At 52.4% G+C, this 26,346-nt stretch carries 28 protein-coding genes; 15 read left to right on the top strand and 13 right to left on the bottom strand.

All coding sequences use genetic code 11. The annotated features are described in order from the left end of the window. Positions 1–36: 36 nt before the first annotated feature. From R3I13_RS15620 to R3I13_RS15605, 4 genes are all read left to right on the top strand, one after another. Positions 37–1,455 (top strand): glycoside hydrolase family 125 protein, encoded by a 1,419-nt coding sequence (locus tag R3I13_RS15620; protein ID WP_346318883.1) that lies wholly within the window; start codon positions 37–39, stop codon positions 1,453–1,455. 47 nt (positions 1,456–1,502) lie between these two features. Beyond that, a complete protein-coding gene (locus R3I13_RS15615) occupies positions 1,503–1,853 on the top strand; it encodes a PadR family transcriptional regulator (RefSeq protein ID WP_346318882.1) in 351 nt (116 codons plus the stop codon). A 10-nt stretch (positions 1,854–1,863) separates the two neighbouring features. Next, on the top strand, positions 1,864–3,354 hold the full coding sequence (gene glpK / locus R3I13_RS15610; RefSeq protein ID WP_346318881.1) for a glycerol kinase GlpK: 1,491 nt from the start codon (positions 1,864–1,866) through the stop codon (positions 3,352–3,354). 304 nt (positions 3,355–3,658) lie between these two features. Next, positions 3,659–5,206, top strand: coding sequence for a glycerol-3-phosphate dehydrogenase/oxidase (locus R3I13_RS15605; protein ID WP_346318880.1), 1,548 nt, complete (start codon positions 3,659–3,661; stop codon positions 5,204–5,206). A gap of 4 nt (positions 5,207–5,210) precedes the next feature. On the opposite strand, the gene R3I13_RS15600 is transcribed toward R3I13_RS15605, so the two are convergent. Genes R3I13_RS15600 through R3I13_RS15585 form a run of 4 tightly spaced genes read right to left on the bottom strand, consistent with a single transcriptional unit; the run spans position 5,211 to position 7,333 of the window. Then, the gene (locus R3I13_RS15600) at positions 5,211–5,783 is read right to left on the bottom strand and encodes a nitroreductase (RefSeq protein WP_346318879.1); all 573 of its coding nucleotides are present in this window, start codon (positions 5,781–5,783) and stop codon (positions 5,211–5,213) included. Next, positions 5,780–6,220 carry a thioesterase family protein gene (locus R3I13_RS15595; RefSeq protein WP_346318878.1) on the bottom strand — a complete coding sequence of 147 codons (441 nt, stop codon included), beginning with the start codon at positions 6,218–6,220 and terminating at the stop codon, positions 5,780–5,782. Before R3I13_RS15595 ends, R3I13_RS15600 begins: the two co-directional genes overlap by 4 nt. Then, on the bottom strand, positions 6,207–6,794 hold the full coding sequence (rdgB, locus tag R3I13_RS15590; RefSeq protein WP_346318877.1) for an RdgB/HAM1 family non-canonical purine NTP pyrophosphatase: 588 nt from the start codon (positions 6,792–6,794) through the stop codon (positions 6,207–6,209). Before rdgB ends, R3I13_RS15595 begins: the two co-directional genes overlap by 14 nt. 41 nt (positions 6,795–6,835) lie before the next feature. After that, entirely contained in the window at positions 6,836–7,333 is a 498-nt protein-coding gene (locus tag R3I13_RS15585; protein ID WP_346318876.1) for a hypothetical protein, read from the bottom strand. Positions 7,334–7,457: 124 nt separating this feature from the next. Here R3I13_RS15585 and R3I13_RS15580 point away from each other — a divergent pair, with 124 nt between their 5' ends. The 4 genes from R3I13_RS15580 (at position 7,458) to rpsG (ending at position 10,228) form a co-directional block, all read left to right on the top strand. Further along, the gene (locus R3I13_RS15580; protein ID WP_346318875.1) at positions 7,458–8,564 is read left to right on the top strand and encodes a branched-chain amino acid aminotransferase; all 1,107 of its coding nucleotides are present in this window, start codon (positions 7,458–7,460) and stop codon (positions 8,562–8,564) included. Between the two features lie 347 nt (positions 8,565–8,911). Beyond that, positions 8,912–9,211: a hypothetical protein gene (locus tag R3I13_RS15575; protein ID WP_346318874.1), complete on the top strand. Its 300-nt coding sequence runs from the start codon at positions 8,912–8,914 to the stop codon at positions 9,209–9,211. Positions 9,212–9,347: 136 nt separating this feature from the next. Continuing rightward, entirely contained in the window at positions 9,348–9,728 is a 381-nt protein-coding gene (gene rpsL / locus R3I13_RS15570) for a 30S ribosomal protein S12 (protein WP_026751391.1), read from the top strand. 32 nt (positions 9,729–9,760) lie between these two features. Beyond that, positions 9,761–10,228, top strand: a complete 468-nt coding sequence (rpsG, locus tag R3I13_RS15565; protein ID WP_346318873.1) for a 30S ribosomal protein S7 — start codon at positions 9,761–9,763, stop codon at positions 10,226–10,228. Positions 10,229–10,661: 433 nt separating this feature from the next. Here rpsG and R3I13_RS15560 read toward each other — a convergent pair whose 3' ends face one another. From R3I13_RS15560 to R3I13_RS15545, 4 genes are read right to left on the bottom strand one after another with little or no spacing between them, the layout of a single operon-like run. Then, entirely contained in the window at positions 10,662–13,772 is a 3,111-nt protein-coding gene (locus tag R3I13_RS15560) for a hypothetical protein (RefSeq protein ID WP_346318872.1), read from the bottom strand. A 5-nt stretch (positions 13,773–13,777) separates the two neighbouring features. After that, positions 13,778–14,161, bottom strand: a complete 384-nt coding sequence (locus tag R3I13_RS15555; protein WP_346318871.1) for a hypothetical protein — start codon at positions 14,159–14,161, stop codon at positions 13,778–13,780. Between the two features lie 26 nt (positions 14,162–14,187). Further along, positions 14,188–15,348, bottom strand: coding sequence for a type IX secretion system outer membrane channel protein PorV (gene porV / locus R3I13_RS15550; protein ID WP_346318870.1), 1,161 nt, complete (start codon positions 15,346–15,348; stop codon positions 14,188–14,190). A gap of 17 nt (positions 15,349–15,365) precedes the next feature. Then, positions 15,366–15,872, bottom strand: a complete 507-nt coding sequence (locus tag R3I13_RS15545) for a T9SS type A sorting domain-containing protein (protein WP_346318869.1) — start codon at positions 15,870–15,872, stop codon at positions 15,366–15,368. Positions 15,873–16,512: 640 nt separating this feature from the next. Between R3I13_RS15545 and fusA the strand changes: the two genes are divergently transcribed. Then, positions 16,513–18,660 carry an elongation factor G gene (fusA, locus tag R3I13_RS15540; protein ID WP_346318868.1) on the top strand — a complete coding sequence of 716 codons (2,148 nt, stop codon included), beginning with the start codon at positions 16,513–16,515 and terminating at the stop codon, positions 18,658–18,660. 67 nt (positions 18,661–18,727) lie between these two features. Here the strand turns inward: fusA and R3I13_RS15535 are convergent, their stop codons facing one another. From R3I13_RS15535 to R3I13_RS15520, 4 genes are all read right to left on the bottom strand, one after another. Further along, the gene (locus R3I13_RS15535; protein WP_346318867.1) at positions 18,728–19,168 is read right to left on the bottom strand and encodes a hypothetical protein; all 441 of its coding nucleotides are present in this window, start codon (positions 19,166–19,168) and stop codon (positions 18,728–18,730) included. Between the two features lie 9 nt (positions 19,169–19,177). Next, the gene (locus R3I13_RS15530; protein ID WP_346318866.1) at positions 19,178–19,576 is read right to left on the bottom strand and encodes a helix-turn-helix transcriptional regulator; all 399 of its coding nucleotides are present in this window, start codon (positions 19,574–19,576) and stop codon (positions 19,178–19,180) included. Positions 19,577–19,586: 10 nt separating this feature from the next. Next, complete coding sequence (locus tag R3I13_RS15525; RefSeq protein ID WP_346318865.1) at positions 19,587–20,036, bottom strand: hypothetical protein; 450 nt, start codon at positions 20,034–20,036, stop codon at positions 19,587–19,589. 170 nt (positions 20,037–20,206) lie between these two features. Beyond that, positions 20,207–21,316 (bottom strand): PQQ-dependent sugar dehydrogenase, encoded by a 1,110-nt coding sequence (locus R3I13_RS15520; protein ID WP_346318864.1) that lies wholly within the window; start codon positions 21,314–21,316, stop codon positions 20,207–20,209. A 192-nt stretch (positions 21,317–21,508) separates the two neighbouring features. Here R3I13_RS15520 and R3I13_RS15515 point away from each other — a divergent pair, with 192 nt between their 5' ends. After that, positions 21,509–22,108, top strand: a complete 600-nt coding sequence (locus R3I13_RS15515; protein ID WP_346318863.1) for a hypothetical protein — start codon at positions 21,509–21,511, stop codon at positions 22,106–22,108. 60 nt (positions 22,109–22,168) lie between these two features. Here the strand turns inward: R3I13_RS15515 and R3I13_RS15510 are convergent, their stop codons facing one another. Next, positions 22,169–22,948, bottom strand: coding sequence for an energy transducer TonB (locus R3I13_RS15510; RefSeq protein WP_346318862.1), 780 nt, complete (start codon positions 22,946–22,948; stop codon positions 22,169–22,171). A gap of 220 nt (positions 22,949–23,168) precedes the next feature. Here R3I13_RS15510 and rpsJ point away from each other — a divergent pair, with 220 nt between their 5' ends. The 5 genes from rpsJ (at position 23,169) to rplB (ending at position 26,304) form a co-directional block, all read left to right on the top strand. Next, a complete protein-coding gene (rpsJ, locus tag R3I13_RS15505) occupies positions 23,169–23,474 on the top strand; it encodes a 30S ribosomal protein S10 (protein ID WP_012789286.1) in 306 nt (101 codons plus the stop codon). A gap of 216 nt (positions 23,475–23,690) precedes the next feature. Beyond that, complete coding sequence (rplC, locus tag R3I13_RS15500) at positions 23,691–24,314, top strand: 50S ribosomal protein L3 (RefSeq protein ID WP_346318861.1); 624 nt, start codon at positions 23,691–23,693, stop codon at positions 24,312–24,314. Between the two features lies 1 nt (position 24,315). Next, positions 24,316–24,960, top strand: a complete 645-nt coding sequence (gene rplD, locus R3I13_RS15495; protein ID WP_346318860.1) for a 50S ribosomal protein L4 — start codon at positions 24,316–24,318, stop codon at positions 24,958–24,960. A gap of 117 nt (positions 24,961–25,077) precedes the next feature. Continuing rightward, on the top strand, positions 25,078–25,377 hold the full coding sequence (rplW, locus tag R3I13_RS15490; RefSeq protein WP_120516923.1) for a 50S ribosomal protein L23: 300 nt from the start codon (positions 25,078–25,080) through the stop codon (positions 25,375–25,377). A gap of 93 nt (positions 25,378–25,470) precedes the next feature. Then, positions 25,471–26,304: a 50S ribosomal protein L2 gene (gene rplB, locus R3I13_RS15485; protein ID WP_346318859.1), complete on the top strand. Its 834-nt coding sequence runs from the start codon at positions 25,471–25,473 to the stop codon at positions 26,302–26,304. Positions 26,305–26,346: the final 42 nt, after the last annotated feature.

Below are 26,346 nucleotides of genomic sequence, written 5' to 3'. Positions count from 1 at the left end.
TCCTGATTTCCTATTTTTCAGGATTAATCAAGCAATATGAGCAGAAGAAACTTCCTCCGGCAGTCCGCTGTACTGTCGTCCGCCCTCCTGCTGCGCCCGGCACTGAGCTGGGCCGGTATGCAGGACTTCCCGGTAGTGCGCATCCCCGCGGCGCAAAGAAAGTTCCGCAGCGAGGCCGTCGAAAAGGCCATCGCCGCTGTGAAAAGCAAAAGCAGGAACCATGAATTGTCCTGGCTTTTCGAGAACTGCTTCCCCAATACGCTGGACACCACCGTTGAATTCACCACCGCCAACGGCCGGCCGGACACTTACGTGATCACCGGCGATATAGACGCCATGTGGCTCAGGGACAGCACCGCCCAGGTGTCTCCCTACCTGCCGCTGGTGAAGGAAGACAAGGAATTGCAGCAGCTCATTGCCGGGGTGATCAACCACCAGGTAAAATGCATCCTGAAAGATCCTTACGCCAATGCGTTCTATAAAGACGAGAACAAACAGGGCGAGTGGAAGACCGACCTTACCGATATGAAACCCGGCATCCACGAGCGCAAGTGGGAGATCGACTCGCTGTGTTATCCTATCCGCCTCGGTTACATGTACTGGAAAAATACCGGTGATTCTTCTCCCTTCGACGATACCTGGAAAAGCTCCATCGCGCTGACCCTGAAGACATTCAAAGAGCAGCAGCGGAAAGACGGCCCCGGCCCTTATCATTTCCAGCGCAATACCTCCTGGGCCACGGATGGCGTGCCTTTAAGCGGCTACGGTTACCCCGTGAAGCCCGTGGGCCTCATCTGCTCCATCTTCAGGCCCAGCGACGACGCGACCATCTTCCCCTTCCTCATACCTTCCAACTTCTTCGCGGTGGTGAGCCTCCGCCAAGCTGCTGAAATGGTGCAGGCTTTCCATAAAGACGCCGCGCTGGCGGGCGAATGCCGCGCGCTGGCTGCTGAAGTGGAAAAAGCCATCCAGAAATATGCGATCGTAACGCACCCGCAGTTCGGCAAAGTATATGCCTTTGAAGTGAACGGCTTCGGCAGCTTCAACCTGATGGACGATGCGAATGTGCCCAGCCTGCTGGCTTTGCCATACCTCGGCGCCGTGAAGGCGAACGATCCTGTGTATGCAAACACCCGCCGCCTGATACTTTCAAAAGAGAACCCTTTCTACTTCGAAGGAAAAGCAGGCAAAGGCATCGGCAGCCCGCACACCGGCATGCAGCGCATCTGGCCTATCAGCGTAGTGATGCAGGGGCTTACCAGCAACAACGAAGCAGAAATAAAACAATGCCTGTCCATCCTGCAGAAATGCCATGCCGGGAAAGGCTTCATGCACGAATCTTTCCAAAAGGACGATCCCGCACAGTTTACCCGCGCATGGTTCGCCTGGGCCAATACGATCTTCGGGGAATTCATCTGGAAAATATACCGTGAAAGGCCGCACCTGCTGGCATAAGCGATTATTGCTTATTTTTAACCGTCTTATAACGTACCCGATCCCTTATGGAGAATAAGCAAAATGCCTATTTCATCACCAGGTGGCAATCCCAGATCAAGAAAGGACTGTTTGAATACATCATTATGCTCCTGCTGCAAAAGAAGGAACGGTACGGTTATGAGCTTATCAGCGAGATCAAGAAGCTGGCGGACATGGACATTGCCGAAGGCACCATTTACCCCCTTCTGAGCCGGCTGAAAAAAGAGAAGCTGGTAGACAGCCGCTGGGTGGAAATGGACGAAGGCGTGCCCCGTAAATATTACAAGCTAACTGACCAGGGCAATGAATACCTGGAAACCATGTACCAGTATCTCGGCGAGCTGATGAAGGCGATCACAGACCTGAAGGATGTTTAAATAACAGGAAATGAACGGCGACAAGAAATATATACTTTCCCTTGATCTGGGTTCCAGCGCGGCAGGCGCAGTGCTGTTCAGCCGGCAGGGCCAGGTGGTGAAGCAGCTGCAGAAAGAATACGAAAAACATTACCCGCAGCCGGGCTGGATAGAAGTGGACCCAAACGAGATATGGTACACCATGCTCTCCGTCATCGAAGAGCTGGTGGCCACTACAGGCATTCATGCTTCGGAGATCGCGGGCATCGGCATTGCCAGCCAGCGCGAGACCACCGTAATATGGGACCGTGGCACCGGCGAACCGGTGTATAATGCCATTCCCTGGCAGGACAGGCGGACGAGCAAGCTGGTAGATGAATTCCGCTACCAGGGCTTCTCCGGCCTGGTGCAGCGAAAAACCGGCCTCATCCTCGACGCTTATTTTTCCGCCAGCAAAATATCCTGGATACTCGATCACGTGCACGACGCGCGTATCCGCGCGGAGCAGGGCCAGCTGGCCTTCGGCACGATAGACGCATGGCTGATCTGGAAACTCACCGCGGGTAAGACCCACGCGAGCGACCTCACCAACGCCAGCCGCACGATGCTGTTCAACATTCACACACTGGAATGGGACGAAGAACTGCTGCGGCTTTTCAACATCCCGCACCAGCTGTTGCCTGCTATCTGCAGCAACAGCGAGATCATTGCGCATACCGCGCCCGGCATCCTGGAAGCCAGCATTCCCATCGCGGGGGTGGCGGGCGACCAGCAGGCGGCCCTTTTCGGGCAGATGTGCCTGGAACCGGGCATGGTGAAAAATACTTACGGAAGCGGCTGCTTCGCGTTGATGAACACCGGCTCCAAACCCATCGTGTCTGACCATCACCTGCTGACCACCATTGCCTGGCGGATCGGCGGGGAAGTGACCTATGCGCTGGAAGGCAGTGTGTTCGGCGGCAGCTCCGTGTTCCGCTGGATCAGGGATGGGCTGGGATTGATAGAATCCACCGCTGAAATAGAGGCCCTGGCGCAAACCGAGCCCGACAATGGCGGGGTGCTGTTTGTGCCTTCGCTTTCGGGGCTGGGTACCCCGCATTGGGACCCATACGCCCGCGGCATGATCATCGGCATCACGAGAGGCACTTCCAGCGGCCATATTGCCCGCGCAGCGCTGGAAGGCGTGGCGCTTGGCATTGCGGATGCGCTGGAAGCGATGGAAAAGGACAGCGGCAGGGCCATTACCGAACTGCGGGTAGACGGTACTTCGGCTACTTACGATTTTTTTATGCAGATGCAGACCGACCTGCTGCAATATCCCGTGATGCGCCCGCAGGTGATGCCGGCCAGCGCCACCGGGGCGGCTTACCTGGCAGGGTTGGCCACCGGCTTCTGGACCCTGCAGGAGATCAAAGAACAATATACCATCGCCCGGGTGTTTACCCCGGAAGCGCAGGACAATACGAAATTGCGTGAAAAGTGGCAGAAAGCGGTAGCCCGGGTGAAGAACTGGGACTTTTAAGATAAGGGCTATAAAATGCATGTGAAAGGCGGAAGGGAATGGAAATCCTCTTCCGCCTTTCGTTTTATTTCATTCTACTTTCGATTTTTTACAAAAACTATTTAAAATGCTTTCAAATTCCATCGTAATGTCATAACTTCCAACCAAATATCCGCGTTAGATGTTATCGTTAAGAGCCTTAAAACACCAACGAATATGTGCTGTAACAGAAATTTCTTCCCGAAACCTGCCGCAAATCGATTAAATTTGCCAGTATCGGAATGCGATGTATATTGTATAATAATGCCTTGAACATATAGAGAAAATGAACCGTACAGAACAACTGAAAAAGATCGGGAATAACGGGGAGTGGGATGTAGTCGTGATAGGAGGGGGCGCCACTGGTTTGGGCGCAGCATTGGAAGCTACTACCCGGGGATATAAAACACTGCTGCTCGAGCAATCTGATTTCGCGAAATCCACGTCCAGCAAAGCTACCAAGCTCCTTCACGGCGGCGTCCGTTACCTGGCGCAGGGCGATGTGGCCCTGGTAAGGGAAGCCAGTATAGAACGCGGGCTGTTGCTGAAAAACGCCAGGCACCTTGCCAAAAATCTCTCCTTTGTAATACCCGCCTACAGCTGGTGGGAAGGCATTTTTTATACCGTGGGCCTGAAAGTGTACGACTGGATGGCGGGGCGCCTCAGCCTCGGCAGTTCCGTTCACCTCTCCCGCAAAAAGACCATTGAAAAGCTGCCCGGTCTTAAGGAAGATCATCTCTCCGCCGGCATCCTTTACCACGACGGGCAGTTTGACGATGCGCGCCTGGCGGTGAACCTCATGCAGACCATCTACGATAAAGGCGGCATTGCCCTGAATTATATGAAAGTGACCGGCCTGAAAAAGAACGGCGGCGGCCAGTTGGGCCTCATAACCGTAGAAGACGTGGAGACCGGCCGCAGCTACGTGATCCACACCAAAGGCATCATTAACGCCACCGGCGTGTTCGTGGATGATATCCTGGAAATGGACGATCCCACTATCAAACGTAAGATAGTGGCCAGCCAGGGCGTGCACCTGGTGCTGGACCGCAGCTTCCTGCCCGGCGAGAACGCCCTCATGATCCCCAAAACCAGCGATGGCCGCGTATTATTCGCCGTGCCCTGGCACAACAAGATCGTGGTAGGCACTACAGACAACCCGGTAAACGAGATCAGCCTCGACCCGGTGGCCATGGAAAAAGAGATCAAATTCATCCTCGAAACTGCCGGCCAGTACCTCGAAAAAACACCCACACGCGCAGACGTGAAAAGCGTTTGGGCGGGCCTCCGACCGCTCGCCAAGCCAGAGAAGAGCGAGAAAACGAAAGAAATATCCCGTAATCACAAAATAATGGTATCGGCCACCGGGCTGGTCACCATCCTGGGCGGCAAATGGACTACCTACCGCAAAATGGGTGAAGATGTGGTGGACAGGCTGGAGAAAGTAAAGCAGTGGAAGCCCACGCAATCCGTGACCCGCAACCTGCCTGTGCATGGCTCCGCAGAGAAGCTGGACGAAAACGATCCTTTATATTACTATGGTTCCGATGCGGCAGAAGTGAAAAACCTGCCCGGCGCAAAAGAAGTACTGAGCAATTCCCTGGGCATCGTGAAAGCGCAGGTGCTGTGGGCGGTGCGCACCGAAATGGCGCATACGGTGGAAGACGTGCTGGCAAGGAGAACCCGCGCACTGTTCCTGGACGCTGAAGAGGCATTGCGCGTAGCGCCGCGGGTAGCGGCCATCATGGCGGAAGAAACCGGGAAAGACAAACAGTGGGAAGAACAACAGGTACGTTCTTTCCATGAGCTGGCCAGAACGTACCAGTTGCAATAAAATATTACATCCACTTCACTTTTTCTTCAAGAGGCTTCACGCGCCTGCCGGTGCGTGGAGCCTCGTCTGTATAACCGAGATACAGGAAGCCTAGCACTTTATCTTCATCGCGGAGGCCAAGGTAATCCTGCATGGCGGGGTGGTAGGTCATGCCGCCGGAGCCCCAGTAGGCCGCCAGCTGCCTTGCGGTAGCTGCCAGCCAGATGTTCTCCACCGCGCAGGCCACTGCCGCGATCTCTTCTATCTCCGGTATTTTCGGGTTGCTGCCGCGTTTCATGCAAATGGCGATCACGTGGCTGGCAAGGTCGCCCTGTGTTTTCAGCTTCTCGTAATTCCCGGGGATGTATTGCGCCTGTGGCGTGAAGGTTTTATATAACTCCGCATGGGCTGTGCAAAACTCCTGCACTTTTTCCCCGCCGAATACGACGAAATACCATGGCTCGGTGAGGCCGTGGGTAGGCGCCCAGTCTGCCAGCTGCAATAATTCCTGTACCGTTGTGTCGTCCACCTTTTTGCCGTTCATACTGGTTGGTTTTACCGTGCGGCGGTGGGTAATGATCTGTGTGATATCGTTCATGCTGTTGTATTGCTGAATTGTTGTTTAAAAGCTTCGGGCAGCCGCGCTACTTTGCGGGTTTTGTAATCGAAGCATATCATGCCGGTTTTGGCTTCGGCAATGGCCAGGGGCTTGCCTTCGCGGGTGGTGCTGAGGCGGTAGAGCACGTCGAAGCCTGCGCTGCCCAGTTCGTCTGCCGTTACTTCCACGGTGAGCGTATCGCCATAAAAGCTTTCCCCTTTGTAGACGATTGCCAGGTCGCTCATGATGAGCGCGGCGCCGAAAAATTCCAGCTCGGTGCAGCCGAGGGATTGCAGGAACTGCATCCTGGACTCGTGCAGGATAGACACGATCGCGTCGTTGCCCAGGTGCCCGCCGTAGTTCACATCCGTGATCCTCACCGGGATGCTGGCGCTGAAGCGGAATGTGGCCGGCATATCGATCTTAACTCTTGCCATGCTGTTGTTGTAAAAAAGCGATCAGCTTTTTGAATGCTTTCGCCCGGTGACTGTATTGATTCTTTTCTGAAAGTTCCATTTCCGCGAAACTCTTTTCCGAGCCCAGCGGCTGGAAAATAGGATCGTAGCCGAAACCTTCGCCGCCTTTGCGTTCATGAAGTATCACGCCTTCCGCTACGCCTTCAAACTGGTGCTCCTGCCCGTCGGCGATCAGTGAAATGACCGTGCGGAAACGGGCGCTCCGCGCTTCTTTCCCTTTCATCAGCCGCAGCACTTTATCGATATTGTCCGACGCGCTTTTTTGTTCGCCGGCATAACGGGCGGAGAGCACGCCGGGTTCCCCGTTGAGCGCGTCGATCTCAAGACCGGTGTCTTCCGAAAAAGAATTTTTACCGGTCATGTTGAATATAACGGTGGATTTTTCCCGTGCATTTTCTTCCAGCGTGTCGTGCGGTTCGGGGATGTCTATATCGATCCCTGTTTCCTGGAGGGTGATGATGGAGAAGGCATCGCCCAGCATGGAGCGGATCTCCTTTATTTTGTTATTGTTGTTGGTGGCGAATACGAAGGTCATGGTTTGTTTGTTGCGGGAGCGAAGATAAACGCGTTTGAAAATTAAATGCCGAATAATTGTTTTAATCCCATCCAAAGCCTGCCTTTCAGGTTCTTGTCTGTTGCAATCAGTTGCAAGCCTTCCGAATAAAGGCAGGGCAACTGTTCATGCGTCTCCAGCTGGAAGGTTTGCATCGGTGGAAGCCCAATATTGACGGGCGGTACCGCGAAAATGATGCATTGGCGGATGGGGATGGCGTTTTTATAATCAGCGAGGGTCAATCCCGGGTAAGTTGCCGCGTTCACCAATGCAACATCCTGCATCCCGAGTTTGCATGCATTCAAAATATTGGTGAGGAGATTGAATAATTCCTCATTTAAATATGCTTCGCTTTCATTTTGTATCAGCAGCAGTATGTTTTTTTGATTTTCGCCTAAATATTTCACTTTGGGCATCGCTTTCTCCACTGCGGGAGCCGCCTTGCGCGCCTCCGGGATGATAGGCTGGTCGTACATTTGCGCCAAAAGATAAGGGTCCAGCTGCAATTGCTCAAGGCTCATAAATATTCTGTTAAGGTTTAATGTGACGATCCCTTCTCAGGGAAATAACGTTTATTTGCGGATCGTTCGGTGGAACGGTACCTGCTTAAGATCTGTAAAAATATTGAGATTAAACTGATAAACCATGATGGCAGTTGAGTATCCCACCGCTAAATCTACAGTAATGGAAGAGGCGAAAAGGAGAATTAAAGTCACCAAAACAACGAAGAGCCGCCTGGCTGAAGTGGATTTTAACAATCTGGTTTTTGGTAAGAAGTATGCCGACCATATGCTGGTGGCTGATTTTGACGGTAAGGAATGGAAGAACGCAGAGATCCTGCCTTTCCAGAACCTGAACGTAAGCCCTTCCAACGCCGCCTGGCATTACGGGCAGGCGATCTTCGAAGGCATCAAAGCGTACAATGACCAGGAAGGCAACCCGATGATCTTCCGCCCATACGACAACTATGCCCGCTTCAACAAAAGCGCGGAAAGGATGGGGATGCCCGATGTGCCGGAATGGCTTTTCATTGGCGGGATGGCCATGCTGATAGACCTGGACCGCAGCTGGGTGCCGTCTAACGAAGGTTGTTCCCTGTACCTGCGTCCTTTTATGATCGCGGCGGATGAGTTCATTGGCGTCCGTCCTTCTGATACCTATAAATTCGCGATCATCAACAGTCCTTCAGGACCGTATTTCAACAAACCGATCCACCTGCTGGTGCAGGATAAATATATCCGCGCGTTTCCCGGCGGCGTAGGCTACGCGAAGGCTGCCGGCAACTACGGCGGCGCGATGTACCCTACCATGCAGGCCCGGAAAGACGGCTACGACCAGATACTCTGGGTAGACGGGCAGGAACACAAATGGCTGCAGGAATGCGGCACCATGAATGTGTTCGTGATCATCGGCAACCGCGCCCTCACGCCCGACCTTACGAACGGTACCATCCTGGCCGGCGTTACCCGCGCCAGCGTGATGGACGTGCTGGCGGATATGAGGCTGGAAGTGGAGGAAAGGCCGGTTTCCATTGAAGAAGTGGTGGCCGCATACCAGGACGGAACGCTGCGCGAGGTATTCGGAACCGGCACTGCCGCCAGCGTGGCTTACGTGGAGCAGCTGGATTATAAAGAGCACAAGATCAGCATGGATACCACCAAATACGATATCGGCGCCGAGGTGATCAACCGCCTGGATGCGATCCGTACCGGCAAAGCGGAAGACAGCAGGGGCTGGAATTATCATATTTGATCCTGTTAATATTATTTGTCGTAAAGGGCCCTTTTTGGGGCCCTTTTTACTTTTCTTCAGATTGTCGTTAATCCGGGTCCGGGTAAATCTCCCGTCTAATATACGTCCAGGCTACATCTAACCTGCATCTTATCTGCGTCTTCTCCTCCTGAACCAGGGAGTAAAAGCGTTCTAACAGTATACCTATAGTAGGGCTTTAGTAAGGCTTTAGTAGGGATACCGTAGGGGAACCGTAGTAAAACAATTTAGAAAAATTGATATGTGTTGAGCTTTAAGAGGAAACACAGGTATGTCTTATACAACTGCCTGTTGCCCGGATGCATCTCTGTTTGTATCTTTGCGGCCTTATGACGATCGCTGCTTTTAAGACCTCCCTGGACAAGCAGGCCCCGCCTGCCGGGCTTACCCCGGCGCTGCTGGCGCTTTGGTGGGATGGTAAGGGGGATTGGGACCGGAGCCATGATATCGCCCAGGAAGACCATTCCCGGGCCGGTTCCTGGGTGCATGCCTACCTTCACCGCAAGGAGGGCGACGCCGGCAATGCGGCCTATTGGTATGCACGGGCGGGCAAAGCGGTGTTCCGCGGTGCGCTGGAAGCAGAGTGGGAGCAGATCGCGGGGGCTTTATTATTGGAAAATGCCGGGTAATCCTGCTTTTTTCGAATTTTCCCTTCCACAATTTTGGTTTATAATTAGAAAGTGATACCTTTGCCCTCCCAAATTCTCATAATGGGCTATTTGGATTGTGATTGTAAACAAGCAGAAAAATATAAAATAGGTAAGAATGCCTACAATACAACAATTAGTAAGAAAAGGAAGAGAAATTATCCGGGCCAAGTCCAAATCCAGAGCGTTGGATGCTTGTCCTCAGCGTCGTGGCGTATGTACCCGTGTGTACACTACCACCCCTAAGAAACCGAACTCCGCTTTGCGTAAGGTAGCGAAAGTGCGCCTGACCAACAAAGTAGAGGTGATCGCTTACATCCCGGGTGAAGGCCACAACCTGCAGGAACACTCCATCGTACTGATCCGCGGCGGCAGGGTGAAAGACCTTCCGGGTGTTCGTTACCACATCGTGCGTGGTTCCCTGGATACTGCCGGTGTGAAAGACAGGAAACAGAGCCGTTCCAAGTATGGTACCAAAAAGGAAAAGGCTAAGAAATAATCAATTATAAATAGTTACAATTTTTCTAATAAATGAGAAAGCAAGCTGCGAAAAAATTACCCCTGGCTCCGGATCCAAGATTCCAGGACAAACTGGTAACCCGCTTCGTGAATAACATCATGGAACAAGGGAAAAAAAGCATTGCCTACAGAATTTTCTATGATGCGGTAGACCGCGTTAGCCAGATGACTAACGAAAATGGCTACGAAATCTGGAAAAAAGCATTATCCAACGTTACGCCTGCCGTAGAAGTGCGCAGCCGCCGTATCGGTGGCGCTACCTTCCAGATCCCCGCTGAAGTACGCGCAGACCGTAAAGTATCCCTCAGCATCAAATGGCTGGTGCGCTACGCCGGTGAAAGAAACGGTAAGAGCATGGCCGAGAAACTGGCGAACGAGATCGTTGCTGCCAGCAAAGGTGAAGGCGCCGCTTTCAAAAAGAAAGAAGACACCCACCGTATGGCTGAAGCTAACAAAGCTTTCTCCCACTTCAAAGTTTAGTACATTCCCGCCTCCGGCGGTATGCATATAACTCAGCGAACATCCTCTGCAATGGAGGATGTTCGCTTTTTTGTGTATTCCGGAGGCCTATTACCCGCTGAAATGAAAACCGATCTCAGGCTGACTTGTGCTATAGCGAGGACCTGGCCAGGGATGTTCTTCGTACAAGATTATTGTTCGGGGTAATTTTTAATCTAATATAGAGCCTTCAGAAAGCTCACACAGGCACAAGTGAGCGCACACACCCACCACCCTCGCCTCAGACTTGCGCCAGCGCTGTTTTCCTGCTGCAGATCAGCAAACCATATTTCTTCCTCCAGGCCCAATAAGAAAGGGCCGTTCCAGATGGAACAGCCCCCTCACAAAACCAGACATTACCTTGCTCTCAAAAGCCGGGTACTGGTTATTTTGCCGGGTTCAACCGGTTCTCTTTTTATTTAACATTCACTAAAACTTTGATCTTCCCGGAGCCTGAAGGCAGCTCCTGTAAAGCTTTCCCGATCACCTGGCCGGGTTTGATCTTCTCAGGATCGGCCTTCATGGCGTAGCCTTTTTTGCTGGAAGTCACCAGCAGGTCGCCACGTTTGATGGGGCCGCCTTCATCGCAAACCTTGGTGGGTATTACGCCTACCACGCCCATAGGGATCTGGTCTGTGATATCTTCCACGCCTTCCTGCTCGGTGAGCAGCACGCCCGGTTTGGTGGCGTATACGCCGGCTACCAGGGTGGAATAGGGGGTGGATGATTTTTCCATGGTACGGTCTGTGTCGGTGGAGATCACCATCACATCACCGGGTTCGTATCCGGAAATTTCGCCGGTTACATCGAACGCTTCGGCAATGTCCGCACCGCTGTTCTGGGTACCGCCATTAAAGAAGCCCCTGCCGGCGGAGTTGATACGCGCTACGTTCACGGTACCGGGGTTGCCGGATTTGAACAGGGCGATGGAGCCGTTGCTGTGCTGTTCTACGGTGAGCACGGGGTTGGTGTTACTTGTATTAAAGTTTGCGAAACGGCCGGCCCTTCCCTGGCCGAAGTTGGGTATCCAGCCGTAGACGGCGGCGCCGGTGCCGTCTGCCGTGGCTTCCACACCATCGCCGGTGTTACTGGCGTTGGCGGTAATACCGTTGCCGTTGCCGTCTGCAATGGCGATCAGCGCAGGACCGTTACCAGCCGGGTTGCTGGCATGAAAGAGGCCCGCATAGCCACCGGTACCGGAGGAAATGCCGTAAATGCCGGCAGTGCCGAAGTTGGCGAACTGGGAGTTTACTTCCCCGCGTACTGCCGGAGAAGTGCCGGTCACCTTGTCTACCTTGAAATTGCCTGCAATGCCGTTACCTATGGTCTTTGCGCTGATTACGTCGCTGGTATTGTTTTCATTGAAAATTTCGAAGCGGCCTGCCCTGCCCGTGGCAAAAGTCGGTACCCAGGCATACAGGGCATTGCCCCCACCGTCGATGTTGGCTTCTACCGCATTGCCGTCTTTGCTGGCGTTGGCGGTGATGGCATTGCCGTTACCGTCCTGGATCGCTACAACGGCGGGACCGTTGCCACTGGTATTGGAGGAATGGAACAAACCTGCAAAGCCACCGGTACCGGAGGATATGCCGAAGATGCCGGCTGCGCCGAAGTTACCGAAGATGGTCTTCACTTCGCCGCGTACCGCTGCGGCCACGCTGTTGGTATTATTCACCAGGAAAGATGCGGCGTTGCCCTGTGTGTTGTCGGGAATATTGCCGTTGCCATTGGTTTCCACCTCCAGCGTATTGCCCGTGGTATTGGTCGCGTTAAAGTTCTCGAACCTGCCTGCGCGGCCGGTGCTGTTGTTCAGCCCCACCTGCCCGAGTACGCCAATGGCGGTGCCGGAGGTATTGGTGGCGATGAAACCGCGTACGCCATAACCGCCGCCGTCATTACGGCCTACTACCGCGCCTGCGATATCGCTGGTGGTGCGGCCTACCACAGCCTCGCCACCCCCGTTGTTATCGCCTACAACCCCTGCGGAAGTTTGGGAGCTGGTAATGCCATGCACGCCGAAACCGGCGGCAGTAGAACTGCGTACACCTGCGCCGTTGCCGGAGGTGGTAACGTTTACGACAGTACCATTGCCGACACTATTGGCAACCACCACATTGTTGTTATTTGCATTGTTGTAAATAGAAAAGTTGGCAGGGATACCGTTGTTACTGGTCGCGTTAAGCCCGGTGCCGGTGTTACTGTTCGCATATACACCGTAACCGTTTGCGGACGCATTACCGTAAACGCCAAGGCCATTGGGAGTAACGCCGTACACGCCCCAGCCTGAGCCATTCTGGGAACCATATACGCCCACACCAAGACCGCCGGTGCCATTGTTGATCCCTCTTACGCCGGCAGAAAAACCGCCGGGTGCCGCACTGCTGATAATGCCCCTTACCGCAGCAACGTTAGACGTTGCAGTGTTGTTCACGCCTTCCACGGAAGTACCGTCGCCATCATTTGTGATGGAGAACAGGGTGCCGGCATTGTTCTCAACCACTACATAAGGGAGCGTAAAGCCGCCGCCGCCGGGAATGGTTGCAGGCGCCCAGCTAACGCCGTTGAACTTCAGTACCTGGTCCAAAACAGGCGCTGCATTTGAAATGCCTTTGCCTTGTATGCCCACCACTAAGGGATTAGGATAAGTGCCGCCAAGATCACCACCGGCGGGACCAGCGAGGGCGCCAGCAGGACCTTGCGGGCCAGCAGGGCCAGCAGGGCCAACCGGACCAACGGGACCCGCAGGGCCAACAGGGCCGGCAACACCAGCGGGACCAACCGGGCCAACGGGTCCAACAGGACCAGCCGGGCCGGCAACACCGGCAGGACCAGCGGGGCCAACAGGACCTACTGCACCAGCGGGACCAGCAGGGCCAATCGGACCAGGAAGCCCCATATCGCCTTGCGGGCCAACCGGTCCTTCAGCGCCAGCAGGACCAACAGGACCTACCGGACCTGCAGCACCCACCGGGCCAGCGGGGCCAACGGGACCCACTGCACCAGCCGGGCCAACCGGACCTACAGCGCCGGCGGGGCCGGCAGGACCAACGGGACCAGCTACGCCGGCGGGACCAACGGGGCCAACCGGGCCTGCAGGACCAGCCGGACCGGCAGGGCCAGCCACGCCGTTAGCGGAAAATTGTGCAAAGGGCACGCTCATCAGCTGGCTGGCGCCCAGCGCCACGAAACCGCTGCCGGGGTTTACTTCCACCTGCAGGAACTGGTTTGCGTTTGCCCAGGGTACGGCCGCAAACGTGCCACTCACGGGCGTACCGCGGCCTACCTGTAAGTTGAAAAGGCCGAGGGTATTGGTGTTTACATTATGTGTTTCCTGGTATTGCACCGGGCCTGCGGCTGAGCCGCCACGGATGGTGAACCGTACGGTCAGCGCCTGGTTGGCCAGCACGGTGCCGTTGTTGTTGCGGGCTACGGCCTGGTAGTTAAAACCGGACATCCCGTTCTGTGAAAAACTCTCCTGCGTTATCAGCAGCAGCATTGTTATAGCAAGGAATAATATTTTTTTCATAGTGCTCAGTTTTTGGGTTTGGGGCTATTGTCCGGCCCTTGGTCTGGTTTAGGGGTGATTTTTTTATGAGCTGCACGGTCGGCTTCTACCTCCTTGTTTGCGTCAGCTTCGGATTTGGCGGACGACAGGTTTGCCGCCGCTGTTTTTTGCACTGAACGCGGAGCAGGGCTGGCCGTAGGTTTCTGGTAGTTAGTGAAAATGCGGCTCAATATGGCTTCCCTGCTGGAAAGGGTAGCTTCCACCGGCTTTACCGTGGGGGAAGCTGCTTTAAGTTTGGCCTGGTCGCTGGCGTAGTTGGGGAACAATATGTCCCTCGTTTTCTGCTGTGCGCTGGCGGAATAAATGCCGGCCATCGCAAAGCAGAGGATGAACAGGAATAATGCTTTCATATTTCAGTGTTTGTGAGGTTTTAGGATTATTTGTTTTTGATGAAAGGTGAATACATGAGGGTGAAGTTGAAGCTCCTCCTCCTGGTCTGGCTGTTGCCGGTGGGCATGAGATAAGCCATATCCACCTGGAATCCCTGGATATTGACGCCGATACCTGCTGTAAAATGCTGGCGGTTGCCTTTGTGCGGATGCTCATAGAAATACCCGGTGCGCACAAAGAAGGTATGCTGGTAGTTGTATTCGATGCCACCGGCAATGGAAAACTCCCGCAGCTCTTCCCTGAACCCGTCCGGCGCATCGCCGAAAGAGGAAAAGATGGCTTCCGCCACGCCCCGGTTGGGATCTTTGCCGCTTTCGATCTCGCTGGTAGGCTGGCCGTTGATGTCCAGCTTGTAGACCGGCGGGGTGGGCACCAGGAGCTTGTTAACGTCCGCTGCCAGGGTGAAGGTGTGGTCTTCGGTATGGACGAAGGAATAGCCGCCGCCGATGCGCAGGTTCATGGGCAGGAAGGTCTTTTTGGTATTGTCGTCGGTATATTTGAGCCTGGAACCAAGGTTGGTAAAGCTCACACCCCAGCAATAGCGGTTACCGCCTTCGATGTGGTTGGCATAACCCTGGTAATACAGGCCTACGTCGCCGGCCACGGCATTGGCGGGCTGCAATTGCTGGCCGTTGAAAGTGCCGGACCCCATCTCGCTGCGGATATAACGCAGTGCCACGGCCAGGCTGAATTTTTGGCCGAGCTTACGGGCATAAGTGGCGTCGATGGCGTATTCCTTGGGGCGGTATTGCTGCAGCTCCATGCCGTTCTCGTCGCGGAAGGTGACGTCGCCATAATTGAAATATTTCACGGACACGCCGACGCTCTGCTGCTCATCAAAGGTTTTGAAGGCAGAGACGTAGGCCATGTGCGTTTTGTGGTCGTTGAGGTCAAACATCCAGGGGGCGTAGGATGCGCTGACGCCCCATTGGCCGGCAAAAGGCAGCTTGGCGGCATTGCCGAACATGCTGTTGGCGTCGGGCTCCACGCCTGTCACGGCGTCTCCCATGCCGCTGGTGCGGGCATCGGGGTTCACCAGGAGGAAGGAAGCGCCGATATTGAGAGGCTGCTGCTGGGATTTCTGGGCCCTCAACGGATGTACCGCCAGCAGGGCCACCAGCAGGGGTAACATGATCAAATGCTTCATGGTCGATCTGTTTTAGGCTACTGAACAATGAGTTTTTCGGTGAACACATGGCCGTTTACCTTGAAGATGACGGTGTAAATCCCGGAAGCGAGCTTATCGACGGGTGTGGGAATGAGTATCTTCCCGGCCCCGTAGGTCTTGACATCCTGGTAGATCACCTGTCCGGCGGTATTCATGAGCATGAACACGACGGTGGCATCGGTAAGCAGGTCAAATGAGATCTTGACGGTGGTGAGCGCCGGGTTGGGGAATAGCATAAGATCTATGACCGGACTGGCGCCCAAAGGCGGTTTGGGGATGACCTCGGGCTGGTGAAAGCCCTGTGAGAGGATCATGTTGCCGCTTGTCAGTGTGAGCACGGCGGGTTCACCGATGGTATAGTCCAGCTGGAGGCTGCCGGCGGTGCCGCCGCCGCCGCTGCTGGCCACTACTTCCCTGACGAGCACGAGCTGGGAGCGTGCAGGCATCCATGCCAGGGCCAGGAAGACGGCCATGAGGAGGAGTTTTGTAGAACAATGTTTCATACATGTGTGGTTATGTGATGGTTTTGGAAAATGCTGACAATAAAAAGCCGATACGCGGAATTTCCGCGATGCAACACTAGCTCCAGTAGGTTCTGATCCTTATTTGGTTACTGCTTTCTGGTTCTTATAGGTACAAGCTTCCCGAACGATCTGGGGCGTACAGGGCTCGACGATCCGATTAAGCGATTTAAGGTTAATAACATCAGAATTAACAATGGGTTCATTCAGGCTTTTTTGACGGTACAAATGTAACAACTACCCACTTCCGGGTATGGGCCATTTCATTTTCGGCGGATTTGGAATGACCAATGGTTGAATATGGATGATAATTATTCGCTGAGATCAGCCATCCCGGTATATATGAGAGTTTAACTATCATACCTTATATAAGGGTCTAACTGCTTCATAATTAATTATATGCGATTGCCATAATACCACTCTTCCCGGCACAGCCCGGCGGGGAAAAGAAAGGATTACCTTTACGGACTTTCCCGTTTTCGCCGGATAGATGGCGGCGCCGGGAAACAAACGCGGCGGGCGAAGGGATTTAACAATTATGCAAAGAGATCATCTTTATTTATTGATAAATAATGATTACCTTTGCCCCCCAAATTGCATTACTTATAGTCATTTTACTTTTATGGCAGACTTAAGATTTCAAAGAAACTTTGGTATTGCGGCGCACATCGATGCCGGTAAGACCACGACCACAGAGCGTATCCTGTATTATACAGGGAAGACCCACAAAATCGGTGAGGTTCACGAAGGGGCAGCTACCATGGACTGGATGGCCCAGGAGCAGGAGAGAGGTATTACCATTACATCTGCTGCTACCACCTGTTTCTGGAACTTCCCGACCAACCAGGGAAAAAATACGCCGGATACCAAACAATATAAATTCAACATCATCGATACCCCGGGCCACGTGGACTTTACCGTGGAAGTAGAGCGCTCCCTGCGCGTGCTCGACGGCCTGGTTGCGCTGTTCTGCGCTGTATCAGGTGTTGAGCCCCAGTCTGAGACCGTATGGCGCCAGGCTAACAAATACCGCGTTCCCCGCGTTGGTTTCGTAAACAAAATGGACCGCTCCGGTGCAGATTTCCTGAACGTGGTAAAACAGGTGAAGGAAATGCTCGGTGCCAACCCCGTTCCCCTGATGCTGCCCATCGGCGCTGAAGACAGCTTTAAAGGCGTGGTAGACCTGATCACCATGAAAGGTATCATCTGGGACGAAGAAGGTAAAGGCGCTACCTACCAGGAGATCGAGATCCCTGCGGACATGAAGGCTGAAGCCGAAGAATGGCGCGCGAAACTCGTGGAAGCGGTTGCTGAATACGACGACAAACTGATGGAGAAGTTCTTCGAGGATCCCAATTCAATTTCTGAAGACGAGATCCACGAAGCGATCCGCAAAGCCACTATCGACATGGCGATCATCCCGATGATGTGCGGTTCTTCCTTCAAAAATAAAGGCGTTCAGAAAATGCTGGACGGCGTTTGCCGCTACCTGCCTTCCCCGATGGACGTTGAGGCTGTAAAAGGCACTAACCCTGACACCGGTGAAGAGATCGAGCGTCACCCCAATGCAAAAGAACCTTTTGCAGCCCTGGCGTTCAAGATCGCTACAGACCCCTTCGTAGGCCGTCTCGCGTTCTTCCGGGTTTATTCCGGCCGCCTGGATGGTGGTTCTTATGTGCTGAACACCCGCACCGGCAAAAACGAGCGTATCAGCCGTATCATGCAGATGCACGCTAACAAGCAAAACCCGATCGACTTCATCGAAGCAGGCGACATCGGTGCTGCTGTTGGTTTTAAAGATATCAAAACAGGCGATACGCTGTGCCACGAAGATCACCCGATCGTCCTGGAATCCATGTCGTTCCCTGAGCCCGTGATCCACATCGCCATCGAGCCTAAAACTCAGGCGGACGTTGATAAAATGGGTATGGCTATCGCCAAACTGGTAGAAGAAGATCCTACCCTGAAAGCGAAAACCGACGAAGAAACCGGCCAGACCGTACTGAGCGGTATGGGTGAACTTCACCTGGAGATCATCGTAGACCGTATGCGCCGCGAATTCAAAGTGGAAGTAAACCAGGGCGCTCCCCAGGTTGCTTACAAAGAAGCGCTTACCAAGAACGTTGAACACCGCGAAGTATTCAAGAAACAAACCGGTGGCCGTGGTAAATTCGCGGACATCCAGATCGAGATCGGCCCCGCTGATGAAGAATGGCTGAAAGAGAACGAAGGCAAATCTTCCTTCCAGTTCGTGAACGACATCTTCGGTGGTGCTATCCCGAAAGAGTTCATCCCCGCGGTACAGAAAGGCTTCGAACAATCCATGAACAATGGTGTTCTCGCCAACTTCCCGCTCACGAGCCTGAAAGTACGCCTGTTCGACGGTTCTTTCCACGCGGTGGACTCCGACGCAATGTCCTTCGAGCTTTGCGCCAAATCCGCCTTCCGTGAAGCCGGCCGTAAAGCTAAACCGGTTCTGCTGGAACCCATCATGAAAGTGGAAGTAACCACCCCCGACCAGTACATGGGCGACGTAACAGGTGACCTGAACCGCCGCCGTGGTATGCTGGAAGGTATGGAAAGCCGCAATGGCGCACAGGTGATCAAAGCCAAAGTGCCCCTGAGCGAAATGTTCGGTTACGTAACGCAGCTGCGTTCACTGTCTTCCGGCCGCGCTACTTCCATCATGGAGTTCTCTCACTACAACCCTGCACCGAACAACATCGCTGAAGAAGTGGTGGCTAAGGTAAAAGGTAAAGTGAATGCCTAATTAGCACAAGTTGATAGATAGAAATAAGAAAAAGGCCCCGGCGTTTGCCGGGGCTTTTTTTATGTTTTTATTCTTTAGAAGCAGGAGATATTTCGTTCGGATCAAAAACAGGTAACACTATTTTCCCAATTAAGTGATTTTCCCCACGCTGTCTCACCAAGCCCCTTGTAGAATCATAAGCTATCCTGATAAGTTCAGATTTGAGTTCATTATCGACGAGATAAAGATTTCCCTGCCTTTTTATAAGGTTATCCCAGTCGTCGATCAAAAATTCGGTTAGAGTATCCACTGAACCAATGAGCATGGGTTGAGATTTTTCGTCCTGGGGATCATCCAGGTAAAACTGGATCATTACTTTAACGGCCAACTCTTTTTCCGGGGCTTTTGCATTCACTGAAGCTCGTATATTTAATGTTCCTCTGGGTTTGGTCAAATTATCCAGGGAAATTGTACTATCCACCGTATAATTTGTTATATCCAAACCTATTATCCTGATTCCGTATTTCATGTGGGCTATTTAAAAAGAAAGCTTCCTTTTAATTTCGAAAAGTTGGGTAAATCCTTCCAGGGTAGCATTAATTTCTTTACCGCCTGAAGACGGGTCCAGGTAGATAGTTTTTACTACATTAATTTGTCCGATCACATTACGCTCTCTTCGGGGAGAAGTATCCAATATAGTTTGCTCTAATGCAACTTCTATTTTTGCAATAGTTTCCAAAGTGAAGTTATGCGTTCCTTTCATCCATCGGCTGATTTCAGATTCCTTCTTGGATAATTTATCTGCCAGATCTTTCTGCGTCCAGCCTTTTTCATCCAATATGTCAAGAATTCTTTCACTGATGTCAAAGGATTTGGATACCATCAGTTTTGTATGTTCCGGTACCCTGTCGTAAACCTGATCTAATTTTGTAGCCATAATTTTATTATTAACAGTCACCTAATTCAAAATACAGATCGCCCGCCAGTTCAGAATACATTAAATTCCCATCCCATTTTTCCTGCCAATAAATGCTTTTATCCTGCATTCTGCTTCTGAATGCTTTATCAAGCGCAACCATTAGATCCCAGGCTTTTTTGCATTCAGGTACTTCCTGGGTGAGTCTTTTATTTTTAAAGCATCCATTTCCAACGATGAGGGAATTTTCAGAACAGGGTATAATGTATAGCCGCAATTGACCGGGACCTGCTAACAAAGCATCTACGGGCCCTTCGCCTTTTGGCCTGAATCTTCTCCTGTCTACGCCCCTCTTTGCAAATTCCCTTAAGGCCGTGGCAATTTGGTTGATATTATCTGCATTTTCATCATTGTCATATATCGAGAGAAAGTTATCTAACTCGCATTCCTTATAGCCTTCCTGGTGAAAACTGTACAGCATAAATCCATTCAGGCGTTGATATAGAATTAAAGACCCCTTAACGCACTTCACTTTTAAGTTAATTTCAAAGTTAACACTATTTATCGAGAATGACCACCTTAATGGTAATCAATAAACGAGGAATCGAAAATAGTGTATTTAACTATGCAAAGATTTTTAGTATTTGTTCATTATTCCGGATCACTAACCTCGATGATCTTGCCCGGCGAAGTATCCGTGCAAATGTACACCCGCCCGCCGGGCGACACGCAAACGTCCCGGAGGCGGCCGAAACGGTTGGCGAAATAGTTTTTGGAACTGCTCACCGTTTGCCCGTCGGCGGAGAGTTTTAGCTGGTAAAGCGTGGCGTTCTTAAGGCTCACCAGTATCAGTGAATGTTTCCACTGCGGGATGCGGTCGTGGTTATAGTAATCCAGTCCTGATAACGCGAAAGTGCCGCCGCCGGTGCTCCAGATCGGCGGTTTCACATTGTTTGTGTTGCAAAAAGTGACCTCGCCGCCGTTGCAGGGGCCTTCCACCTCGGGCCAGCCATAGTTGCGGTTCTTTTCGATGATATTCACCTCATCTTCCACTCCGGCGCCATGCTCGGAAGCATACAGGATATTGTTCACATACACGAGCCCCTGGGGATTGCGGTGGCCGAAGCTCCACATGGGATTGCCCGCAACCGGGTTGTCTGAAGGAATGCTGCCATCCAGGTTCAGCCGCAGCACCTTGCCGCTGCGCGAGGTAGTAGTTTGTGCGTTGTCTGCCTGGCTGGCGTCTCCCGTGGTATAATACAGCTTCCCGTCCGGCCCTATCACCAGGCGGGAACCATTGTGGATGCCGGCTGCGGGAATATTGTCGATGAGAATGGCTGGCTGGGCAAGCGTGCCGTTCTGGTAAATGTAGCGCACGACCTTTTCCCGGTAAGGATTGCCATAGTTGTACACGATAAACACATGCGGCGTTTGCGTGAAATCAGGATGCAGCACCATGCCTAGCAAGCCGCCTTCGCCGTTGGCCACGATGTCCGGCAGGGTGAGTAAGGGCTTCAGTTTGCCGGTCTTGGGATCTACCCGGCTGATCTTGCCGCCGCGTTCGGTCATCCAGATGTGATTGTCGGGGCCCCAGAGGATCTCCCAGGGGCGGGAAATATTCTTATCCAGCACTACCCTCACTTTATCAGTTGGCCAGTCGGGATCTTCATCAGGCGGTTTGGGGTTGCCGGAATTCTTTTTGCAGGCTAAAGTGGCGCCAAGGAGGCAGAGGAACAGGGTTGATATGGCCAATGGTTTCATAGTTGCGGATTTATGTAAAGAACAGAACAAACAGCAACAAATTGTCTGCCAGCCTAAAAAAATGCGGAATGCAGTCAACTTTTTTAAACCCCGGCTGTTAAAAGTAAAGCTATCGCGTTCATAATCAACTATATCCTGTTATCCCCTGCCTGGAAAAGTTCATCGCAAGCAATTTCATCAAAAACAAATACTATGAAGAAAATTGGTTACTTAACCCTCATCCTGGCAGGCGTTTTATTTACAACGAACATCAAGGCACAGACGCAGAAGGGAAATGTGCTGGTAGGCGCGCAGCTGGCGAATATCGGCGGCACATTCCAGGACGGCGGAAGTACGTTCAGCCTGAACCTGACACCGCAGGCGGGATGGTTTATCAAAGACGACCTGGCCGTCGGCCCCATGGTGAACCTGGGCCTGACCACCGGCAACGGGTCTACGACATTTACCTACGGTGTTGGCGCATTTGGCCGGTATTACATCAAGGATAAGAGCATTGAAGTGCTGGACAAGACCCGCTGGTTCCTGGAAGGCAATGTGGGCGTGAATGGTGTGAACGTGGACGTGGACGGTGGCGGCAGCACCAATACCAATGGTCTTGGCGTTGGTTTCGGGCCTGGCCTGGCGTATTTCATTACACCGAACATCGCCCTGGAAGGCCTGCTGAAATATGACCTGACCGTGGGCTTCGGCAGTTCCACCACTGCGCACAGGGTGGGGTTGAACCTGGGTTTCCAGATCTACCTGCCTGGCAGGAAAATGCAGCGGCAGATCGAGGCTGATATGAAAAAATAACACCCGGAAAAGTAAGGAATATACCCTGCGGACGGGCTGGTACGCGCTGGAAAGCGGGTATCAGTCCGTTTTCACTTTTGGGGCGGCGGATCTGGGCAGTTCGAAGCGGATAACGACCTTATGTTTGGCCGTAACGGGCTTCCCGTCCAGCCGGGCGGGGATCCAGCGGGGCATTTTTTCCACGATGCGCACGGCTTCCTCTTCCAGGCCGTAGCCGATCACTTCGCCGAGGGTGCCTGCGTTGCCGACCGTACCGTTGGACATGACGAGGAACTCTACCGTAATGGCGCCGCTGACGCCTGCTTTACGCGCTTCCGGCGGGTATTGCAGGTTTTTACGGATGAAGTAGGCCAGGGCCTGGTCGCCGCCGCGGTATTGCGGCAGGTTGCTGAGCTCGGGCACGGGTACTTTGTAGGGTTTGCGTTTGGAGTTGCCCAGGTTGACGGTGACGGGCAGCGAAAGCTGGAGGCTGACAGGTTTGCGGTCCAGGTAACCCGGCTGCCAGGGGGGCATCTGGTTGAATACGGTGAGCACTTCTTTGTCCAGCTGGCGGAAGCCGGGCGTGCGGACGCGGGCGTTGGTGACCTCGCCGGTATGTTCCACGGTAAAATCGACCATAATGGTAACCGTGGTATCGTTATCGAGGCGGAGGTAGGGGATCACGAGGTTGGTGAGGATGTAGTTGCGGAGGCGGTTGTTGCCCCCGGGGAATACGGGGAGCTGGTCTGCCTGGAGATCTTCGTAATAGCCGGGGTCTGGTTCCCGGGGGATGGAATCCCGTTGCTGGGCGGGGGCGGGGAGGGAAAAAAGGATAAATATAGTGATCAGGCGGATTCGCATGGAAAAGTGCCGTATTAAGCCGGTAAACGGCTGGAAATAAAAAAGTTAAATAAAATGGGTACCTTGCGCGGGTTGGCCCGGATGTATATAAAACTATGGAAACAGCGGCAAAAAGTCAATATTCTCCTGAAATATCCCCTAAAATTATTTGTCGCAATTAAAATAAACATTACCTTTGCCCTCCCAAATTGAGGGGTAATAAAGAAGAAGTTCATTGCATATGTCTCAGAGAATTAGAATCAAGCTGAAGTCCTACGATCACAATCTGGTGGATAAATCTGCCGAGAAGATCGTTAAAACCGTGCGTAACACGGGTGCCGTGGTAACAGGTCCTATTCCTTTACCTACAGAGAAGAAAATCTTTACGGTACTGCGTTCTCCGCACGTTAACAAAAAGGCGCGTGAGCAATTCCAACTGTGTACGCATAAGCGTTTGTTGGACATTTACACCTCTTCTTCCAGGACGGTGGACGCGTTGAGCAAGCTCGACCTGCCTTCCGGGGTTGAAGTGGAGATCAAAGCGTAGGAGAAAGGACCTCAGCAGGGTGAGCATCAGCAGAAGTTTCATTGATCCGCTAAAAGGGTGGATAACTGCGAGATAATAAGCCCGCCCGGGGTTGTTTTATGACGACAGCATCAACAATAGGCTACGCCTTCCGGGTAGCCGCCCAATAGCATTTAAACCGCTCATCCTGAGGATAGCTAGAGATCCCTCAGGCGCTGGGCTAAATTATATAACACAATGAAAGGTATTATTGGTAAAAAGATTGGTATGACCAGCATCTTCGAGGCCAACGGCAAACAAACAGCCGTTACCATTATCGAAGCCGGTCCCTGCGTGGTTACCCAGGTGAAATCCCAGAGCACCGACGGGTACGACGCTGTTCAGGTAGCATTTGGTGAAAAGAAAGAAAAGAACACCACCAAAGCAGAACAGAATCACTTCGCGAAAGCACAAACCTCCCCTAAACGTTACGTTACAGAATTCCGCAACCCGGATGCATCCGTGGCTAAAGCCCTGGGTGAAACTCTCACCTGCGAGATCTTCGCAGAAGGTGAGAAAATTGACGTTGTGGGTACTTCCAAAGGTAAAGGTTTCCAGGGTGTTGTAAAACGCCATGGTTTCTCCGGTGTGGGTGAAGCTACGCACGGCCAGCACGACCGTCAGCGCGCTCCCGGTTCCGTAGGTGGTTCTTCTTATCCTTCCCGCGTTTTCAAGGGCATGCGTATGGCTGGCCAGACCGGTAATGAAAGGGTGAAAGTGAAAGGTCTGAAGATCGTTAAGATATTCCCTGAGAAGAATTATATCCTGGTAAGTGGTTCCGTTCCCGGCCACATTGGTTCAATCGTTTTAATCCAGAAGTAACATGCAACTTGATATTTTAAATATAGAAGGTAAGAAAACCGGCAGAACCATCGAGCTCCCTGAAGAGATCTTTGGCGTGGAGCCGAACAATCACGTGATCTACCTGGCTGTTAAGCAGTATTTGGCTGCACAGCGCCAGGGTACTCACAAGGTGAAAACCCGTGCCGAGGTGAAAGGTGCTTCCCGCAAGCTGCACAAACAGAAAGGTACCGGCGGTTCCCGTAAAGGTAACATCCGTAACCCGCTCTATAAAGGCGGTGGTACCATCTTCGGTCCCAAACCTCACCGTTACGATATCAAACTGAACCGCAAGGTGAAAGACGTGGCGAAGATCTCTGCCCTGTCTACCAAAGCGAAGGAAAACAGCATCATCATCGTTGAAGATATCAACCTGGATGCTCCCAAGACCAAGCAGTTCCAGTCTATCCTGACGAAGCTGAACATCAACGTTGCCGGTAAGAAGACCCTGGTGGTGCTTCCCGAATACAACGATAACGTATACCTGTCACTGCGCAACATCCCGACTGTGGACAGCACTGTGCTGAGCGACGTGAACACTTACGATATCATGAACAGCAACTTCCTGGTGTTCACCGAGAGCGCTGCCAAGATCTTTACAGAAGAGGCAGACGTGGTTGAAGCGTAATTAAATTTAAAAGTAAACAAGCCGTGATGCGGGGTAAGACCCGGGGACGGCAATAACAATAAGAACAGATGAGACCGCGAGGTCCCATCAGTCCGATAACAAATCAAATAAGAGCTGATGAAACTGTCTGATGTTTTAATCAAACCGGTGATTTCGGAGAAGGTAAACAAAGCTACCGAGAAGTTCAACCGCTTTTACTTCATTGTTGACAAAAAGGCCAACAAACTGGAGATCAAGAAAGCTGTGGAAGATTTCTACGGGGTGACCGTTGCAGAAGTGAACACCATGGTAATGCCCGGCAAGAACAAGACCCGTTTTACCAAAGCAGGTTTTATCTCCGGCCGCAAGCCTTCTTACAAGAAAGCTGTGGTTACCCTGGCAGAAGGAGAATCCATCGATCTGTATGCTAACATATAATATACCAGTGCCGTTAGCGGCGTAAGCCGTTAACCTGGATGTATATACAGATCAAATTATAATAGTCTATTAAATCATTGAATTAAGTAGAAAATGGCACTGAAAAAGTACAAACCGATTACAGCCGGTACCCGTTGGAAGATTGGTAATGCGTATGCAGAGCTGACCACGGACACTCCTGAGAAGAGCCTGCTGGCTCCGGCACAGAGAACCGGCGGTAGGAACGCACAGGGCAGAAGGTCTATGCGTTACATCGGTGGCGGACACAAAAAACAATACCGTATCGTGGATTTCAAGCGCGATAAAGTAAACATCCCCGCTACTGTAAAAACTATTGAGTACGATCCGAACCGTACCGCATTCATCGCCCTGCTGAACTATGCAGATGGTGAGAAGCGTTACATCATTGCCCCGCAGGGCCTGCAGGTAGGTTCTACCGTATTGAGCGGACCTGAAGTTGCGCCTGAGCTGGGTAATGCGTTACCGTTGAAAAATATGCCCCTTGGTACCGTTGTTCACAACATCGAGCTGCAGCCTGGCAAAGGCGGTGCTATTGCACGCAGCGCCGGTGCTTATGCACAGCTGAGCAACAAGGAGGAAAAATATGCTGTTCTGAAAATGCCTTCCGGCGAGCTGCGCAAAGTGCTGAACACCTGCATGGCTACTGTGGGTACCGTTTCTAACTCAGACCATGCGCTGCAGTCTATCGGTAAAGCAGGTGCCAACCGCTGGAGAGGTATCAAGCCCCGTAACCGTGGTGTAGCGATGAACCCTGTGGATCACCCGATGGGTGGTGGTGAAGGTAAATCTTCCGGTGGTCACCCCAGGTCCAGGACAGGTAAATATGCGAAGGGCCTGAAAACAAGGAAATCGCATAAGAGCTCTGACAAACTGATCATCAGCCGCAAGAACGGTAAGAAATTATAATTACGTATAACAGGTTCAGCCCTGGGCAACCGGGGTTGATCT

Origin of the sequence: Chitinophaga sp. YIM B06452, from assembly GCF_039655965.1 — a bacterium.
GTDB lineage: Bacteria > Bacteroidota > Bacteroidia > Chitinophagales > Chitinophagaceae > Chitinophaga.
The sequence above is the reverse complement of the archived record's forward strand: the minus strand, read 5'-3'. Positions and strand labels throughout refer to the sequence as shown.